This window comes from Mycoplasma cottewii, from assembly GCF_024918975.1.
Lineage (GTDB): Bacteria > Bacillota_I > Bacilli_A > Mycoplasmatales > Mycoplasmataceae > Mycoplasma > Mycoplasma cottewii.
In genome coordinates this window covers 245,688-263,654 of the sequence record NZ_CP103424.1, presented here as the reverse complement: position 1 = coordinate 263,654, position 17,967 = coordinate 245,688, and the positions used below count along the sequence as shown (strand labels likewise).

Genomic DNA, 17,967 nt, shown 5'->3' with positions numbered 1-17,967 from the left:
TTATCTATTTAATTTGCTCTAATTTATAAGTTTCAAAGACATCTCCTTCTTTGATGTCGTTAAAGTTTTTAATAGTTAATCCACCTTCAAATCCTTGTTTTACTTCTTTAGTGTCTTCTTTTGCGTGTTTTAATGAGTTAATTTCTCCATCATAAACAACAACACCATTTCTTAAAACACGAATTTTTGCATTTCTTGGAATAACTCCATCAGTTACATAAAATCCACCAATAGTTCCAATGTCTGAGTGTTTGAATAACGCTCTTACTTCAGCTTGTCCTAACACAACTTCTTTAAATTTAGGATCTAAAATACCTTTAGCAGCATCTTCAAGCTCTTCAATTAATTTATAAATAATATTATGTAATCTAATTTCAATTCCATCTTCTTCAGCTTTTTTTCTAACTGTAGCATCTGGTCTTACGTTAAATCCATAAACGATCGTTAAACCATCTTTAATAGTTGTAGCTAAACTAATATCTGATAATGATATAGCACCAACTGAAGCTCTAACAATATTTATTTTTACTCCTTCAATATTAATTTTTGATAATGAACCTTTTAATGCTTCTACACTTCCTTGAGTGTCAGCTTTTACAATTAAGTTAATTGCTTTTAAATCACCATCATCGATATGTTTTTTAATAGCTTCTAGTCCAAAACTTTGTCTTGATTGTCTTTCTGCGTTTTGTTGTTTTGCAAAATATGCTTCAGCAATTTCACGAGCCATTTTTTCATCTTGTAAAACGATAAATTTATCTCCAGCTTTTGGAACTTGGTTAAGTCCATAAAGCACAACTGGTTTTGAAGGTTCAGCTCTTAATACTTTGTGTTTATATTCATCTTCAATACGTTTAATCGCTCCAAATGTAGCTCCAGCAACAACCATATCTCTCATTTCTAATGTTCCTTGTTGAACTAGAACCGAAGCAACAGGACCTTTTGCTTTGTCTAAGTGAGCTTCTAAAACAACTCCAGAAGCAAATTTGTTAGGGTTAGCTTTTAATCCTTGTAATTCAGCGATTAAAAGAATAGTTTCTTCTAATTTATCTAAATTAATTTTTTGTTTTGCTGAACCTTCAATAAATGGAATATCTCCACCATATTCTTCAGCAACTAAACCATAATTCATTAATTCGATTTTAACTCTATTCGGATCTGCACCTGGCTTATCAATTTTGTTAACAAAAACTACAATAGGAACATTTGCTAATTTAGCGTGGTCGATAGCTTCTTCAGTTTGAGGCATAACTCCATCATCAGCAGCAACAATTAAAACTACAATGTCAGTTGCATTAGCTCCACGACTTCTCATTTCAGTAAATGCTTCGTGTCCTGGAGTATCGATGAATGTAATTTTTTTACCATTTTTTACAGTGATTTGATAAGCACCAATTGCTTGAGTAATTCCTCCAGCTTCAGTATCAACAACATTTGAATTTTTAATTGAATCTAATAATGTTGTTTTACCATGATCAACGTGACCCATAATAGTAACAATTGGAGCTCTTTCTTTTAGATCTTCAGGTTTGTCTTCAACTTCTAATAAAGTTTCTAAAATATTTTCTTTAGTAACTGAAGCTTCTTTTTTAAAGTCAAAACCAAACTCTAAACTTAGTTCTCCCATTTGTTCTTCTGTTAGCATTGCGTTTTGATTTAATAAAATACCTTGATTGAAAAAGTGTTTTAAAATATCAGAAACTGATTTGTTAATTTGACTAGCATAATCAGCTACAGTTAATGTTTCAGTAAAAACAAATACTCCATCAATTAACCCGGTGCTTACTTCTTCTTTTAATTGTTTTTTAATATTTTTGGTATGTTTTTGTGCTTCTTGTTTTTTAATAATTTTATTTTCTTTTTTTGCCATATAAACACATCCTTTCTTGTGAAGTTATAGTGTAGATTTTATTAATTTAATAAAGTTAGGATCTTTTAATCCAACAGCAACTACCATCGGTTTACCACATGCTTTTGATAATTCTTCTTTTGTTATCAAATCAGAAATATATTCAATATTTCTAGAATTACATTTATCTATAAATTTCTTTTTTTGACTTAATCCCATATCTGAAGAAATAATTACAAGTTCAATTTTATTTTCTTTTATTTGATCTAATAATTTAGATCCAGTTGTTAAATTTCTTGATGAATAAGCCATTCCAATTGCATTTAATAATTTATTTTTTTGCATTTATAAATTCTTCTAATTGATCATAGATAACAAGATCAACTTTAGTTCTTAAACTTTTAGAAAGTAAATTTTTTTTCTTTGCAATTTCAACATGACTTAGATCAGATTTAATATAAACACCTCTACCATTAGCTTTTTGAGTAGGATCGATAAATACTTCGTTTTGTTTATTTTTAACTACTCTAATTAAGTCTTTTTTTGGTAGCATTTCAGATGTTACAATTTCTTTTCTTAAACTTTGATGAGAACTATTCATAGTATTTGTCATAATCTTCTATTGTGTCATCTTCATCATCAATATCTTCATCATCAAATTCATTTAATGCTTCGTTAAATGCTTCTAAATTAGCATTAATTTCATCGATATCTGGTTCTTGATCGAAAATTGAATCTTGTTCTTCTTCAACTTGTTCAACTTCTTCAACTTCTTGACTAACAGGTTGAGAAACTGAAATTGATTGCTCAAGATTAATATCATCATTTATAATTTCAGTTTGAATTTCTTCTTCAGCTAATTCTTTTGTAACTTCAGCTTGGAAAGCTTGTAGAGCTTCTAAGTCAATAAAGTCTTCTTTATGATTTTGTTTTTTAGAGATATTATTTGGTTTTGTGTTACTAATTTTGTTGTTTTGAGCTTGTCTTACAACATTTCTTTCTGTTGAGAAAATATTATTTTCAACTTCTTCTTTAGTAATGTTTCCATTTCATAAAATATCAATATTATCATTTAAAGCATTTGATAAAGAATAAATATTAACTTTAGTTTTAACTAAATTAGCAATTAATTTAGCAGCTATTCCTTGTTTTCCAATAGCTAGTGAAAGTTGTTGGTTAGGAACAACTATATCATATTCACCATCTACATTATTTACAGATATTACTTTTACTGGTGACATTGCGTTTATAATAAACGTTTTCATGTCTTCATCTCATTTAACAACATCTATTTTTTCACCTTTTAATTCATCACTTACTTTGTTAATTCTTGATCCACCAACTCCAACAATTGATCCAATTGGTTCAATGTTTTCATTTGTTGAAACAACTGCAACTTTAGCACGTTTTCCAGGTTCACGGCTAACAGCTTTAATTTCAATTATTCCCATTCTAACTTCAGGAACTTCTCTTTCAAGTAATTTAGCTAAAAAGTTAGGACTAGTTCTTGAAACAATTAATTGAGATAAACGACTTTCTTTTTCTACTGTTTCAATATATACATCAATGATTTGATCAATTTCAAAAGTTTCATTATTAATTGATTTATTTTTTCATAAATAAGAAGTAGTTCCTTCGATATCTAAAACATAACTTCCTTCTTTATTCATACCTGTAACTTTTGCTTGAACAATTTCACCTTCTAAACTGATGAATTTTTCATAGATTTTTTCTCTTTCAGCACCACGTATTTTTTGTTGGAAAATTTGACGAACTTGGTTAATTATCATTCTTGAAAATTCTTCATTAAATTCAATAGGTTTTAAAATAACATCACCAATTTTAACATCAGGATTTTTAACTAAAGCTTCATCTAGTGAAACTTCTAATCAATCATCATCAACTTCTTCAACAACTGTTAATTCTTGATACATAGAAATGTTTCCAGTTGTTTGATCAAAATCTACTCTAACAACAGCATCTGTATCAAAGAATTTTTCATAAGCTTTTTGTAATCCTTCTTTAATACCTGAAATGATAACTTCTCTATCTATGTTTTTTTCTTGTTCTATTAATTTTATTGCTTGTAATAATTCATTTCCACTTAACATAATTTCTCCTAAAATTTGATTGCGTATCTTACAAATTTAATATCTTCTCATGATAATTCAATTTTCTTTTTTTGACCTTTTACAAAGAATTCAAATCCAAATTTATTTGAATCAGAATCATATTTAACTAAATGTCCTGAAAACTCTAAAACGTTTTTTTGTTGAGAATTTAATTGAACAAATAGATATTCATTTATTGCTTTTTCTAGTTCTTGACAAGTTCTAATTTCTTTTTCAATTCCAGCACTAGCAACTTCTAATAAATAAGGTTCATCAATTTCGTTTAATTGATCTAAAGCATCCGAAACTACTTCATTAGCTTTAACTATAGTATCAAAATCCAAACCTTTATTAGCTTTTGAAATATCTTGTACTAGAATTTGTAAAACATCACCATCAAATTCACGATGATTGTTTATTTGATAAACTTCTAAATTTAATTTCTCTAATTCTTTATTTACAATTTCTTGAATTTTTGATTTTACAACACTAAATTTTTTCATAGTTCTCCTATAGGTCAATAATAAAACAAAGCAAGGTATTAGACACCTTGCTTACGCTATATATTTATTCTAATACAATATTAATTGTATAGTTTTTTTATGATTTTTCAATAAAAATTAATCTGTAATTTATTTAACAAAAGTAACGAATTCTTTTTCATCAATTCTTATTTTTGCTTTAGGAATGATATTAGGATTAACATAACCTAAAACCATCGCTAAAACCACTTGTTCATCACTAGTTAAGTAATTATTTTCAATTAATATTTCATTTAATTGATTAGCATTAAACCCACCCATAATGCATGAATCAATATTTAAACTAGCGGCAGCCACTGTAGCAACTCCACTTGCAATATGAGCTGTTGTTTTACTTCAATTATCTAATTCATTATATTTTGCTAACATAGTTGTTGAATTAACAACGTTGTTTCTAAATTTTTCAGCGATTTCTTCTTGTTCTTTTGAAAAAATTGAACTTATAGTTTTATCAATAGTATGATTTAAAATTTTATTAGATTTATCTGAAACAAATAAAATACATTTATCAGCATTAATAAAGTTTTTTTGATTATAAAACAATGGAATTAATTGTGATTTTAATTGTGATTCTGAATCAATAACTAATAATCTTAAATTCATTAAATTAAAAGCACTTGGTGTCATTCTAGTTGCTGTTAATATTTCATCTAAATCTTTATCAGATATTTTTTTAGTAGTATCAAAATCTCTCGCACTTTTTCTATTTAACATTAAATCTTTTACACTTATATTTGACATAATTCCACTCCTTTAAAATTCAAATGCTAATTGTTCATCACTTGCTAATGAATTTAGTATACCAAGTTTTTCAAATAATTTAATTTGTGTTTGAGTAACTTGTGTTCTATTTTTTAAATCATTAACACTAGTTATTTTTTTATCGTTTCTAGCACTAATTATTGACATAGCCACAGCTTCACCTAATGAATCAATTATGTTAAATGGTGGTATTAAAACTTTTGAACCATCTTCTAAAGTATCAACAATAAATCTTGTAGCTTGAGATTTTTCAAAATTAATATTAGTAAATTTAATTTTTCTTGCAAACATTTCTAATAATATTTCATTAACTATGTAAAGATCTTCATCTTTTTTAGATACTTTTTCACCATTTTTTAATCTTTGTTCGTGTTGCTTTACTTTTGCAAAAACTGCATCATAACCACCCAAGGCGGTTTCTATATCAAAAGCATCAGCACGCGTTGATAAGAATGTTGCATAATATTCAGCTGGATAATAGATTTTATATCAAGCGATTCTATAAGCCATTAAAACATAAGCAGTCGCGTGAGCTTTAGGGAACATATATTTAATTTTTAAACATGATTCTATATATCAATCTGGCACGTTGTGTTTTTTCATAACATCAACTCATTCTTTTTTTAATCCTTTACCTTTTCTAACCGATTCCATAATCACAAAAGCTAATGAATTATCTAATCCCATACTTAATAAATAAACCATGATATCATCTCTACATCCAATAACTGTTGAAATGTTAGCTTTACCATCTCTAATTAAATCTCTTGCATTTCCTAATCAAACATCAGTACCGTGACTTAATCCTGAAATTTGAACTAAATCAGCAAATGTTTTAGGTTGTGTTTCTCTTAACATACCTCTAACAAATCCTGTTCCAAATTCTGGAATTCCAATAGCTCCTGTAATTTCACCATTTATTTTATCTGAAGTTATTTCTAATTCATCTAAACCTGAAAATAAAGAATAAACTCTTTTATCATCAGTTGGAACAGTAATAGGATCAACACCAGTTAAATCACGCAACATTCTTAAAGCAGTTGGATCAACATGACCTAAAATATCCATTTTTAATAAGTTATCATGAATAGAGTGAAAATCGAAGTGAGTTGTTTTTCAACTTGATCTAGTATCATCAGCTGGATAGTTTACAGGAGTGAAATCTTCAATCTCAAATTCATTAGGTAGAATTATAATTCCACCAGGGTGTTGACCTGTTGTTCTTTTAACTCCTTCAGCTAATTTAGCTAAACGATTAATTTCAACTTTTCTTGGTTGTTCTTGATTTTGTTTTGTTTCTTCATAAAATGCTTTAACATAACCAAAGGCAGTTTTTTCAGCAACTGTTGATATAGTTCCGGCTCTAAAAACATTATCCTCACCAAACATTTTTTTAGTAAAGTTGTGGGCAGTTGGTTGATATTCTCCTGAAAAGTTTAAATCAATATCTGGAACTTTATCTCCATCAAAACCTAAGAAAGTTTCAAAAGGAATATCGTGTCCATCTCCAATTAATTTTTGATTACATTTTGGACATTTTTTTTCAGGTAAATCATAACCACATTTATATTGAGTATCAGTATCAAAATCTGAATACTTACAATTAGTACATCTATAATGAGCTTTTAAAGGATTTACTTCAGTAATTTTAGAAGTAGTTGCTACAAATGAAGAACCAACCGAACCACGTGAACCAACTAAATATCCATCTTCTAATGACTGTTTAACTAATAAATGAGAAATTCAATAAACAATTGCAAATCCGTGTTTAATAATTGAATTTAATTCTTTTTCTAATCTTTTTTCAACTATTTCAGGTAGATTATCTCCATACATTTCTCTTGCTGTTTCATAACATTTATTTTTTAATTTTTCATCAACATTATCAATTTTTGGCGTGAATAATCCGTCTTTAACAGGAGCGATATTTGCATCAATCATATCAGCTATTTTATTTGTGTTTTCAACTACTATTTGATAAACAAATTCATCATCACTTAATCATTTAAACTCATCTAACATTTCTTTTGTAGTTCTTATGTGTTGATCTGGAAAATCTTTAACTCTATTTTTTGAATCAAATAATGGGTGACGTGTTCCACCTAAACCTTTAGAACTAATATAAACTTCTCTAATTTGTTTTAATTCAGGATCTGTATAATGAGCATCACTTGTTGCGACAATAATCTTATTTTCTTGTTTTGCAAATTTAATAATTGTTTTAATAATGTGTTTTAATTGATCTAAATCTAATGAATCATCTTGTAATAAATTTTTATAAACACTAATAGGTTGAATTTCTATATAATCATAAAACTTAATAGCATTATGTAATTCATCAAAAGTATTAGTTCTTGCTAGTTCAAAAATCTCACCATTAACACAACCACTACCAATTAATAAATTATTATTTTTTCTAAATTCTTCTAGATCTTTTTTAATAACTTTAGGTGAAGAAAAGAACGTTTTAGTATGTGATTTTGAAACTAATTTATAGATCTCTTTTAAACCTTTTTGATTTTTAGCTAGAATGTTTAAATGATAACCTGATCTTCCGTGATAGTTTTTATTTAAACTTAATTGTTGCGGATGAATTTTATTTCAATCAGTATCAGTATTAATGTTGTGAGTTTTTCTAACTTCAATAATTAATCTATCATAAACATCAGCTAAAACATCAGCATCATAATCAGCACGGTGAGCAACATCAGCATCATAATCAATACCAAGTTTTTTAGCAATTGTTCCTAATCTGTGATTTTTTAATTCAGCAAACACTACTCTTGAAATTGTCAGTGTATCAATAACTGTATTTGTTAATTTGTCATATCCTAATTTAATTGCACAATTTGATAAAAAGTTAAAGTCGAAATTAGCATTGTGAGCAACTAAAATTCCATCTTTAATAATTTCATAAATTTGAGAAAATGCTTCTTTAATTGAAGGTTTATTTTCTAACATTTCATCAGTAATTCTAGTTAGTTCTTTTGTAAATTGTTTTAATGGTTTTTCAGGTTTAATTAGAATATCACTTCTTTTTCTTTCTCCTGTTTTTAAATCATAAATAACTGCACCAAACTCAATAATTTCATCCATTTCAGGACTCAATCCTGTAGTTTCTAAGTCGAAAAATACCATTTTACTACTTTTTAGATCCTGATCTTTAGCATTTTTAACATATCATAATTTATCAGTATCAACTACTTGAGCTTCTAGTCCATAAATTGCTTTTAATTGATTGTCTTTGTCTCTAGATTTGTTAATAGATTTTATTTCACTATAAATATCTGGAAAGGCTTGAACGTTAATGTGATCAGTAAAAGCTATTGCATTTCAATTTCATTTATTAACTAATTTAAGATATTCTTTTGCATAACTAACCCCATCCATTGTACTCATTTTTGTATGAGTATGTAATTCAACGCGTTTAACAGGTTCATCATCAATTCTAGAATTATTTTCTTTTTCAATTTTTATAAAATTATCTATATAAAAAACTTGTTCTTGATCATATTCTGAATAACTTGTTTTTCCACGTAATGCAACTCAATCAGATACATTAATTTTTGCTTGTTTTAATTCTTTTACATTTTCTTGTAATAGTTCTTCTTCAGTTAGATCATCAAATTCACACGCTTGTTCACTTTTTGAAAAATAAACACATCTAATTGATGATTTGTTATCAGTTATATCAATATAAAAAATCTTTCTTCCAGTTTTTGAAACTTTAAACTCTTTATTCATAACCATTCCATGAATAATGATATTTTGAGCATTTGGTTCTAAATCTAATAATGAATCATAACTAGGTTTATCAAAACTTTGTTTATATTTGTAATTTGAATTGTAAGATGATTTTTTTACAATAGAAGTTTTAGATGAAGTTCTGTTTGTTTTTTGTGTTTGATCAACTTCTTGATTTTTTATTTTTTCTAGTTCTTGTAAAGCTTGTTCTTCTAAAATATCTAATGAAATTTCTTTTACTTTGATTTCAAAATCAATATCTTTAATACCAAATTGATGCAGTTTAGAAACACAATATTTTAATTCAGGATAAATAAAAGATTTGCTTTCATTAGAAGTAGTTGTAAATGTCATTAAATTGTTAGTTTGATCATAATCAAAATTCTTAGTATCAATCATAGATCAATAACTAAGATTTCCTGATTCAGCTTTATAGTTTTTAATAAATTCTAAATAATCAATCAATATTTGTTTATTTAAAGATTCTTTATTAACAACATCAATTATTAATTTGATATTAAACACATCATTATGTTTAAATTTATTTTCTATTTTTTGTAGTAATTCAACTGGTAAAAATTCTTCTATTTGAATATGAAAATAAGCTTTTGTTTTTTTTGTTGATAATCTAGTAGGCTCTACTAAATTTGAGTTATTAAAATACGATAATTCAGATTCTGAAAAATCAATATTTAAAACATCAAAAACTTTTTTGATTTTTTTATCCATACAAAAACTCCATTCTAAAGTTGATTAGCAAATAGACCAATAAAAATTATGAAAAACATTACACAAAATACAAAGTAAAATGAATCTAATCTATCAAGTATTCCACCATGTCCTGGAATTAAATTTGAAAAATCTTTAATATTAATGCTTCTTTTGATTCAACTAAATAATAAGTCACCTAATTGACATAAAATGGAAACTGCCATAGTTATAAAAATATAAGACACAATAACTCAAGATCTTGAAATATTTAACACTTTAAAATATCCATAAAACGGTGCATATTGTTGAGTTGAACTAACAAAATATAAAGTTAAAATTATTGCTAAATTAACTAAAACTGAGCAAATAAATCCAGCAATTGCTCCTTCTCAACTTTTTTTAGGGCTAATAGTTGGTGCTAATTTGTGTTTTCCAAATTTAACTCCAAAAAGATAAGCAAAAGTATCAGTTAAAATAATTGTTAATCAAATTCAAATAATACTTGAAAAACCATAAAGTAAATAACTTGAATATCTATTTTTTGAAAAAATATAAAAACCTAACATATTAAAAGTTTTTAAAGCAAATACCATAATAAAACTTATTAATAATATTTTTGATATTTCTGATTTATTTTTACTAAAACTATTTTTTAATAAAATTCAAACTAAACTAATATAAGAAATTAAAATTACAAAAGGTATTATATTTCAATAATTAACACTTGAAATGAAATTAAAAATATAAGTATGTTTATCTTTATCAGTGAAAGGTAATCATAACAATAAAATTGTAAAAAGTTGAATAAATAATTTTTCTTTAGAAAATTTTATTTCAAAAGATGATAATAACTCATTTGTTGAAAAAAATAGAATAACACTACTAATTAATAGTGAAGTTACATTTAATGCTATTAAACTATTTTCTGATCAATTATTTATAAAACCAATATTATATAAACTTGGAAATATTAAATAAATCATTAAAGCTATAACTAAAAATACAGATGAAATCACTCTCATTTGAAAATTAGTTTTAATTGATTTTTGTTTTAATTGTTGTTCTTTAGAAATTTTATTCATATTATTTTCTCTCTTCTAACTAACTTTTATTTTAACATTTTTTAGTATCTTTTATTTTTTAACTTTTATATTCAAAATTAAAAAATGGTCTTATGACCATTTTAAATTATTTATCTAATTTTATTAATGTTCTTGGTGAACTAGTTAACATTTCACAACCGTCTTTAGTTACTAAAACATCATCTTCAATTCTAACTCCACCTAAACCTGGAATATAAATTCCTGGTTCAACAGTAATTGTCATATTTTCTTGTAAAATTACTTGTCCAGTTGATCCAACTCCTGGTTCTTCATGAATTTCAACACCAATTCCGTGACCTAGTCCATGATCAAAATACTTACCATATCCTTTAGAATCGATAAATTGATGAACTTGACGGTGAATATCACCTGCATTTACTCCAGCTTTAACTAAACTAATTCCTAAAGATTGTGCTTCATAAACAATATCATAAATTTCAGCTAGTTTACTATCAACTTCTCCAATAGCTATAGTTCTTGTTTGATCTGAACAATATCCATTATAAAAACATCCCATATCAATAGTAATTAATTCATTGTTTTGAATAACTTTATCACTTGGAACAGCATGAGGTTTACTTCCATTAACTCCAGAAGCAATAATTGTGTCAAAACTTATTTTATCAGCACCAAATTCTAAGAATTTATCATCAACAAATCTTTGTAATTGTTTTTCAGTCATTCCTGGTTTTACATAATCTAAAATTGCTTGAAATACTTGATCAGTAATATCGCAAGCTTTTTTAATATTAGCTATTTCTCAACTATCTTTAATCATTCTCATTTTTGAACAATCAACAGGAACTAATTCTACATCATTAAAGAATTTATCTCTAAATAATTCATATTGTTTGTAAAAAATTCAATCTGCTTCAAATGCTAATTTTTTAACATTATTATCTTTTAATATTTTATTTAAATCATCTTTTAAGTTACTTGAAAAATGATAAAGTTCTACATCTTTATTAATTATTTTGCTTTCTCTTGCAGCTGTTATATATCTACCATCTAAAAATAAGTGTGATGATTTTTTAGTAATTAATAAATATCCTAGTGATGAATGGAATCTAGAAAATCAATATCTATTTTCTGGTGAATATAATAAAATTGCATCAGCATCATTTTTATTTAATAAATCTACAATGATTTCGTGTTTATTCATATCTATTCTCCTATCATTTAACAATAATTATATATTTATAATTTAAAAAAATAGTCATAAAAGACTATTTTTTTTGTTTATGAAGTTCGTGTTTATTACAATTTGCACAGTATTTAGATACTTCGATTTTTGGTTTTTTCTTATCGTTTTTACCAATGTAGTTTTCGTTTTTGCAAACTGTACAGCGTAAAATATACTTTTCGCGCATTACTATATCCACCTTTCATAAATAAAAAATATCAAGCTATTTTTAAAGTACAATTAATATGATAACATTTTAAAAATAACTTTCAAGATTTTATATTAAATTAACACAGACTATTGTATAAAAATAGTTTTATTTTATTTATTATATAGTAAAATAAATAATGTTATAAAAGAGAGGTATGTAAATGAAAAAAATACTTTCACTATTATCTACTGTTTCAATTATTGCTACATCATCAAGTTTAGTTGTTAGTTGTGGTGCAGCAACAAGAGAATTTAATCAATTTAATAAATATGTAGAAGAATCAAAAAATAAAACTTTAATTGTTTATTTAGGAGCTAAAAACAATAACTCTTCACTTTCTTTTGAAGATGGATTGCAAGAAGTTACAGATTCAAAAAGTTTTCAAGACGCAATAAGTAAAATAAACAACGGATCTGGTCAGTCTACAAATAAATTTATAAGTGCATTTCACAATAACTTAAACTGAGAAGTTACAAAAGGAAATGATGGAAACCCAACTGACAATTTACTTAAAGTTGATGTAAAAAAAGAAAAATCTAAAGATAAAGAAAGCAAAGAAACTAAAGAATATTGAGTTAGAACTACAAAAATTGGTGATAATACTTCAAAACTTTTCCAAAACATGACTAATGAAGTTAAATTTGAAAGTATTATCTATGATAAAATTCAAAATACATGAGATGGTGGAGTTAGAAAAAAAATACTAGATGATTATTTAATACCAAATCTAGCTAAACAAATTTATGGTATTAACAAAGATACTGATAATAAAAACAAAGAGCAAGTAACTAATACTGTTTCAACATTAACAGAAAGTGTTAAAAATCTAGAAGGACCATTATTTATGGTTTTAAGAGATGGAATGTTTTATGGAATGATTAGTGGTTTTGAAGTGTTTACAAATAGAGAAGAAAAAGATAAATCTAAATGTATAGATTCAATCACTAATGATAAAACTGAAAAAGAAGTAAGAGCAAATGTGTTTAATAACTTTATTGGATATTTAAAAGAATCAATAAAAGAATACAATATACAAAGTATTTATAGTGCGGAAAGCAAATCCGATTTAATTAAAAAGACTATTTTTGCTCCAGGTTGACATTATTCTGATACTCAAAGAAACGATGAAAAGAAAAAATAATTAATGAATCTTAAAAGATTCATTTTTTTATATTAATAAAAAAACAAAAATAAAAAAGACATGTGTTACACATGTCTGTTTGTTTTCTAGATGGTCCCCAGAGCCGGACTTGAACCGGCACGGGAGATAAAGCCCGTTGGATTTTAAGTCCAATGCGTCTACCTATTCCGCCACCTGGGGATATATAAATAAGTGGTGACTCGTCGGAGATTCGAACTCCGGACCCACTGGTTAAAAGCCAGTTGCTCTACCGGCTGAGCTAACGAGTCGAGTTGGTTGGGCTAGCAGGATTCGAACCGGCGCATGAGGGAGTCAAAGTCCCTTGCCTTACCGCTTGGCTATAGCCCAAAGAATGGTGGAGGGGGAGGGATTCGAACCCCCGAACCGAAAGGAAGTGGGTTACAGCCACCCGCGTTTGGCCGCTTCGCTACCCCTCCGTTATACTGGTGCTGACTAAAGGACTTGAACCTTCGACCTATTGATTACTAGTCAATTGCTCTACCAGCTGAGCTAAGTCAGCGTTTTTGTACTTCGCCTAACACAAGGACAATATATATTTTATATTTTTCTAATATTAATGCAATAGTTTTTTCGCAAAAAATTTAAAAATTTTATTGGTTTCAAAAATAGTGGAAAAATAATAAAAATATCTAGATAATTCTAGATATTTCTAACTTATTAAATTTTACGGTTGTGCTTTTTTATATAACCTATATATGATGTATCAAAAATCCTCTTAGTGCTAATGAATCTACTTTATATTAGTCCTACGTTTCCCACTTTAAGCATAAAATAACAGTTTAAACTTATAAACCTAAATTTATAAGCCGACTGTTATTTTTTTAAAATCTCTAAAATAGTATGATAAGTATCTCAACTTTCTTTTAACTCATCATTAAACACTTGTATTGTTTCTGTTTTTTGCTTGTTTACAAATACCTCAATTTCTTTAACATCTTTAATAACGTTAATCATTTTATGTTCAGTAATTCTATCTTTACCTTGCAATTCTAATCTAGAATTTAAAAGATAAATTACATAATTTAAGAACACTAAAGATACAAAACATAGACATATATATCCAACAATATGATTTCATGTTGATAAATACATCGGACGAAGTGACAATTTACCTTTTAATGTTTTAAAATTAGATTCAATTTGTCACTGTTTTGAATATAGATTTACAATATCAACTACAGATAAATCGGTTCTATTTGTTTCATAAACATAATAACCATCGTATTTTTCATCTTCATTTATTTTTGCTACATCTAATTCATAAAAAGCACCTTTATTTATAGGTTTGAAAAACTTATATTTTTTTGAACCAGCTAAATTTTCATAAGAAACTAGATTATCTTTGTTCATCTTTTTGACAAAATTTTGAACTAAGATATCTCTATCATTTTTGTCTTTTATTGCACGTTTTTTGCTATAAGTTATTATTTGTTTTCTGAAATGACCGTTTGGTCGTTTTTTGTTGTAAAAAGAAGCTATATCACGAACTTTGTATTTAAAAGATCCATCATTTATGTAATCTTTTTCATCTAAAACGTATTCTTTAAATTGTTTGCTACCAGCTTTCATTCTATAAGAAATTATGTAATTTCAATTTTTAGATTCTAAGAATCTAATGTTTTTGTTAATGCTCATACCTTTATCAGCGATGATAGTTACTGTGTTTATTTCATAAAGGTTCGCAATTTCTAGCATAAAAGGGATAAATGTATTTGAATCAGCACTATTTCCAGGAAAAACTTTGTAATGTAATGGAATTCCATTTTCATCAGTTGCCATTCCTATTACAATTTGATCTTCTTTGAATTTTCCATCTTTTGAATAACCAGGTTTTTAAAACCTTCTCTTGAGAATGTTTCAAAATATGCGGTTGTTGCATCAAATCACAATACATCAATTTTTCTGTTTGTGTTATCGCAAATTTTCTTGTTTAAGTTTTTAAAATCTCATCTTTGTTTTTTGCAATGTAATCTAATGATCTATAAAATGAATTTTTTGAATGAGTATCAATTCTTTCTTTTTTATTGTTTTGTAAGTGTTAAATACGCTAATTGGATTTTTAATTCTTTGATAAATTAACTGCATAATAACATCTTTTAGTGTTGTTGATCTTGTAGTAGTGCAATTATCGAAAATATCGAAATAATCAAAGAGTTTTTCAATAATCTCGTAACCTTTATACCTTTCTATAACCTCTTTTTTCAGCGATTTTTTCTCTTTGAGAATTTCATCTAACTTTGTCTTAGCTTGTTCTTTTGTTCAAGATAGTGGGAAGTTTGCAATAACTGCTTTAATCACACTTAGTGGATCATCGTGATATTCTTTCAATTCATGTAAATAACCATAACCAAATCTGAATTCATACCCCTTGTTATCTCTTCTTGGCACCCCAATTGATAAATATTCACCCTTCTTAACTCTTGCTATTGATGTTCTTCATTGTCTTTTTGTATCTTTTCTTGACTTTTTCATATTTGTATTATATCATATTTAAGCATAAAAGTATAGATATTTATATTTTTTTTATAAAAAAATATAGCTACTAAAAACGTGCTGTTTTTGTAGCTAAGTGGGAAACCTAGGAAAATAGTGGAAAAATAATAAAAATATCTAGATAATTCTAGATATTTCTAACTTATTAAATTTTACGGTTGTGCTTTTTTATATAACCTATATATGATGTATCAAAAATCCTCTTAGTGCTAATGAATCTACTTTATATTAGTTTGATTTTTAAGAAAAGCAGATCAGAGTGCATGTGTTATAAAACTTGTACATGTGAAAAATAAACCATGATAAGGCTGTTTTTATTGTAATATAACCATCAAATAACTAATAATGAGATAAACGATAATTTAATGAATCAATGTGAAAAATTATTTAACTATCTTTTTTTGAATTTGGAAAATAGGTTAAATTTTAAACCTGAAGAAATAGAATTAAAAGCAATTGCTAAGGATATTGTTACAGGTAAGACACCTGCCACTAAAGAAACTGAAAACTTTGCCACAAAAGATATCCCATTTATTACTATTGATGATTTAAAAAAATCGGCATTTATTAATAAAACAAATAGATATATTTCTTATATAGGTGCTAATAAGCAAAAAGAGAAATTTATTCCCCCTTATTCTTTATGCGTTTCATGTATAGCAACGGTGGGTGAGTTGGGGTTTACTACTATGGAATCTCAGACTAATCAACAAATAAATTCAATTGTTTTTGATGATGAAAAATTTAAATTTTACACATATTTTTCATTAAGAAAAATTTTTCAAAACATTAATATTAAAAGCGGTAACATCTTCAGTAATATGAGTAAAAAAGAGTTTTCAGAATTAAAAATAATAAAACCGAATAATCTTTTGTTGGATAAATTTAGCGAAGTAGCTGAATCTATCTTTAAAAAAGTTGAAAACAACCACTTAGAAAATTCTCAGTTAATAGATCTTAAAAATTATCTTTTACCTCTCTTAATGAATGGTCAAATAACTATTGATTAATAAACTAAATTATCGTTTATTACATTATTAGTTATTTGAGGTTATACTAAAATTAATTGAACAGCAACCTCTAGCTGTTCTTTATTTTAGGGAGTCATTTATGAAAAAAACAATTAAAAATATTTTAGTAGAAATGCAAAAGCATTTAAATAACAAACAATTAAAAGAGTTAGAAGAAGTGTTGCATTTAGAGTTACACAAATTAGACCAAAGTAATTTATGTGACGAAGTCCTAAATACTAGTGATTTTGTAAAACTTTTTATAGACGCAAAAAAACTTGAAGGATGTTCAATTAAAACAGCAAACTACTACTTAGCAACTATAGAATCTATGCTTAACCATATAAAAAAGAATGTGAATGAAATTGAAACAAACGATTTAAGACAATACTTATCAAGTTACGAAGAGAAAAAAAATTTAAGTAAGTTGACAATTGATAATATTAGGAGAATATTATCAAGTTTCTTTTCCTGATTAGAGGATGAGAACTATATATTAAAGAATCCTGTAAGAAGGATTAAGAAGATTAAGTCACCAACAGTCATTAAAGAAACATATGCAGATGAGGAATTAGAAATAATGAGAGATAATGTTGAGAATTTGCGTGATTTAGCACTCATCGACATTTTAAGTTCAACAGGGATGAGGGTTGGTGAGCTTGTTAAATTAAATATTGAAGATATTAATTTTCAGGAAAGAGAATGTATAGTAATTGGTAAAGGAAATAAACAAAGAAAGGTTTATTTTGATACTAGAACAAAAATACATTTATGAAATTATATAAATTTTAGAAAAGATAATAACAACGCACTTTTTATATCATTAAAAAAACCATTTCAAAGATTATCGATAAATGGGGTAGAAAGTAGATTAAAACAAATTGGAAAGAAACTGAACATCAAAAAAGTTCATCCACATAAATTTAGACGAACTTTAGCAACTTTAGCAATCGATAAAGGTATGCCTATCGAACAAGTACAAAGATTGCTGGGCCACGAAAAAATAGATACAACTTTAAAATATGCAATGGTAAAAGAAACCAATGTTAAAAATTCACATAAAAAATACATTGGATAGAAAAGGAA

13 protein-coding genes, 5 tRNA genes and 1 pseudogene are annotated in these 17,967 nt (G+C 26.5%); 3 read left to right on the top strand and 16 right to left on the bottom strand.

The window, feature by feature from the left end:
* Nucleotides 1-4: 4 nt before the first annotated feature.
* The 10 genes from infB to rpmG form a co-directional block, all read right to left on the bottom strand.
* Nucleotides 5-1,870, bottom strand: coding sequence for a translation initiation factor IF-2 (gene infB / locus NX779_RS01140; protein ID WP_259430378.1), 1,866 nt, complete (start codon nucleotides 1,868-1,870; stop codon nucleotides 5-7).
* Between the two features lie 24 nt (nucleotides 1,871-1,894).
* The gene (locus NX779_RS01135) at nucleotides 1,895-2,194 is read right to left on the bottom strand and encodes a L7Ae/L30e/S12e/Gadd45 family ribosomal protein (RefSeq protein WP_004427881.1); all 300 of its coding nucleotides are present in this window, start codon (nucleotides 2,192-2,194) and stop codon (nucleotides 1,895-1,897) included.
* Nucleotides 2,181-2,462 (bottom strand): RNase P modulator RnpM, encoded by a 282-nt coding sequence (gene rnpM / locus NX779_RS01130; protein WP_370873693.1) that lies wholly within the window; start codon nucleotides 2,460-2,462, stop codon nucleotides 2,181-2,183. The genes NX779_RS01135 and rnpM overlap by 14 nt, the downstream gene beginning before the upstream one ends.
* Nucleotides 2,443-3,960, bottom strand: coding sequence for a transcription termination factor NusA (gene nusA, locus NX779_RS01125; RefSeq protein ID WP_259430377.1), 1,518 nt, complete (start codon nucleotides 3,958-3,960; stop codon nucleotides 2,443-2,445). Before nusA ends, rnpM begins: the two co-directional genes overlap by 20 nt.
* Before the next feature lie 8 nt (nucleotides 3,961-3,968).
* Complete coding sequence (gene rimP, locus NX779_RS01120) at nucleotides 3,969-4,463, bottom strand: ribosome maturation factor RimP (protein WP_042733176.1); 495 nt, start codon at nucleotides 4,461-4,463, stop codon at nucleotides 3,969-3,971.
* A gap of 129 nt (nucleotides 4,464-4,592) precedes the next feature.
* The gene (locus tag NX779_RS01115; protein WP_259430376.1) at nucleotides 4,593-5,243 is read right to left on the bottom strand and encodes an NAD(P)H-dependent oxidoreductase; all 651 of its coding nucleotides are present in this window, start codon (nucleotides 5,241-5,243) and stop codon (nucleotides 4,593-4,595) included.
* 12 nt (nucleotides 5,244-5,255) lie between these two features.
* Nucleotides 5,256-9,737, bottom strand: coding sequence for a PolC-type DNA polymerase III (locus NX779_RS01110; RefSeq protein WP_259430375.1), 4,482 nt, complete (start codon nucleotides 9,735-9,737; stop codon nucleotides 5,256-5,258).
* A gap of 14 nt (nucleotides 9,738-9,751) precedes the next feature.
* Nucleotides 9,752-10,801, bottom strand: a complete 1,050-nt coding sequence (locus NX779_RS01105; RefSeq protein WP_259430374.1) for a phosphatidate cytidylyltransferase — start codon at nucleotides 10,799-10,801, stop codon at nucleotides 9,752-9,754.
* 106 nt (nucleotides 10,802-10,907) lie between these two features.
* Nucleotides 10,908-11,984, bottom strand: a complete 1,077-nt coding sequence (locus NX779_RS01100) for a M24 family metallopeptidase (RefSeq protein ID WP_259430373.1) — start codon at nucleotides 11,982-11,984, stop codon at nucleotides 10,908-10,910.
* A 64-nt stretch (nucleotides 11,985-12,048) separates the two neighbouring features.
* Nucleotides 12,049-12,192, bottom strand: a complete 144-nt coding sequence (rpmG, locus tag NX779_RS01095; protein ID WP_259430372.1) for a 50S ribosomal protein L33 — start codon at nucleotides 12,190-12,192, stop codon at nucleotides 12,049-12,051.
* A gap of 184 nt (nucleotides 12,193-12,376) precedes the next feature.
* On the opposite strand from rpmG, the gene NX779_RS01090 reads away from it, so the two are divergent.
* Nucleotides 12,377-13,357, top strand: a complete 981-nt coding sequence (locus NX779_RS01090) for a lipoprotein (RefSeq protein WP_259430371.1) — start codon at nucleotides 12,377-12,379, stop codon at nucleotides 13,355-13,357.
* Nucleotides 13,358-13,448: 91 nt separating this feature from the next.
* On the opposite strand, the gene NX779_RS01085 is transcribed toward NX779_RS01090, so the two are convergent.
* The 6 genes and pseudogenes from NX779_RS01085 to NX779_RS01060 all read right to left on the bottom strand — a co-directional run bounded on the left by NX779_RS01085 (nucleotide 13,449) and on the right by NX779_RS01060 (nucleotide 15,850).
* A tRNA-Leu gene (locus NX779_RS01085) sits at nucleotides 13,449-13,537 on the bottom strand.
* A gap of 13 nt (nucleotides 13,538-13,550) precedes the next feature.
* Nucleotides 13,551-13,626, bottom strand: a tRNA-Lys gene (locus NX779_RS01080).
* 4 nt (nucleotides 13,627-13,630) lie between these two features.
* Nucleotides 13,631-13,705, bottom strand: a tRNA-Gln gene (locus tag NX779_RS01075).
* Between the two features lie 5 nt (nucleotides 13,706-13,710).
* Nucleotides 13,711-13,794: transfer RNA gene (locus NX779_RS01070), tRNA-Tyr, on the bottom strand.
* A 7-nt stretch (nucleotides 13,795-13,801) separates the two neighbouring features.
* Nucleotides 13,802-13,877 (bottom strand) — tRNA-Thr (locus NX779_RS01065).
* A gap of 314 nt (nucleotides 13,878-14,191) precedes the next feature.
* Nucleotides 14,192-15,850: pseudogene (locus tag NX779_RS01060) on the bottom strand (IS1634 family transposase).
* Between the two features lie 386 nt (nucleotides 15,851-16,236).
* Between NX779_RS01060 and NX779_RS01055 the strand changes: the two are divergent.
* Together NX779_RS01055 and xerA are read left to right on the top strand one after the other, a co-directional pair.
* On the top strand, nucleotides 16,237-16,881 hold the full coding sequence (locus NX779_RS01055) for a restriction endonuclease subunit S (protein WP_259430370.1): 645 nt from the start codon (nucleotides 16,237-16,239) through the stop codon (nucleotides 16,879-16,881).
* Nucleotides 16,882-16,981: 100 nt separating this feature from the next.
* On the top strand, nucleotides 16,982-17,959 hold the full coding sequence (gene xerA / locus NX779_RS01050; protein ID WP_259430369.1) for a site-specific tyrosine recombinase/integron integrase: 978 nt from the start codon (nucleotides 16,982-16,984) through the stop codon (nucleotides 17,957-17,959).
* Nucleotides 17,960-17,967 lie beyond the last annotated feature (8 nt).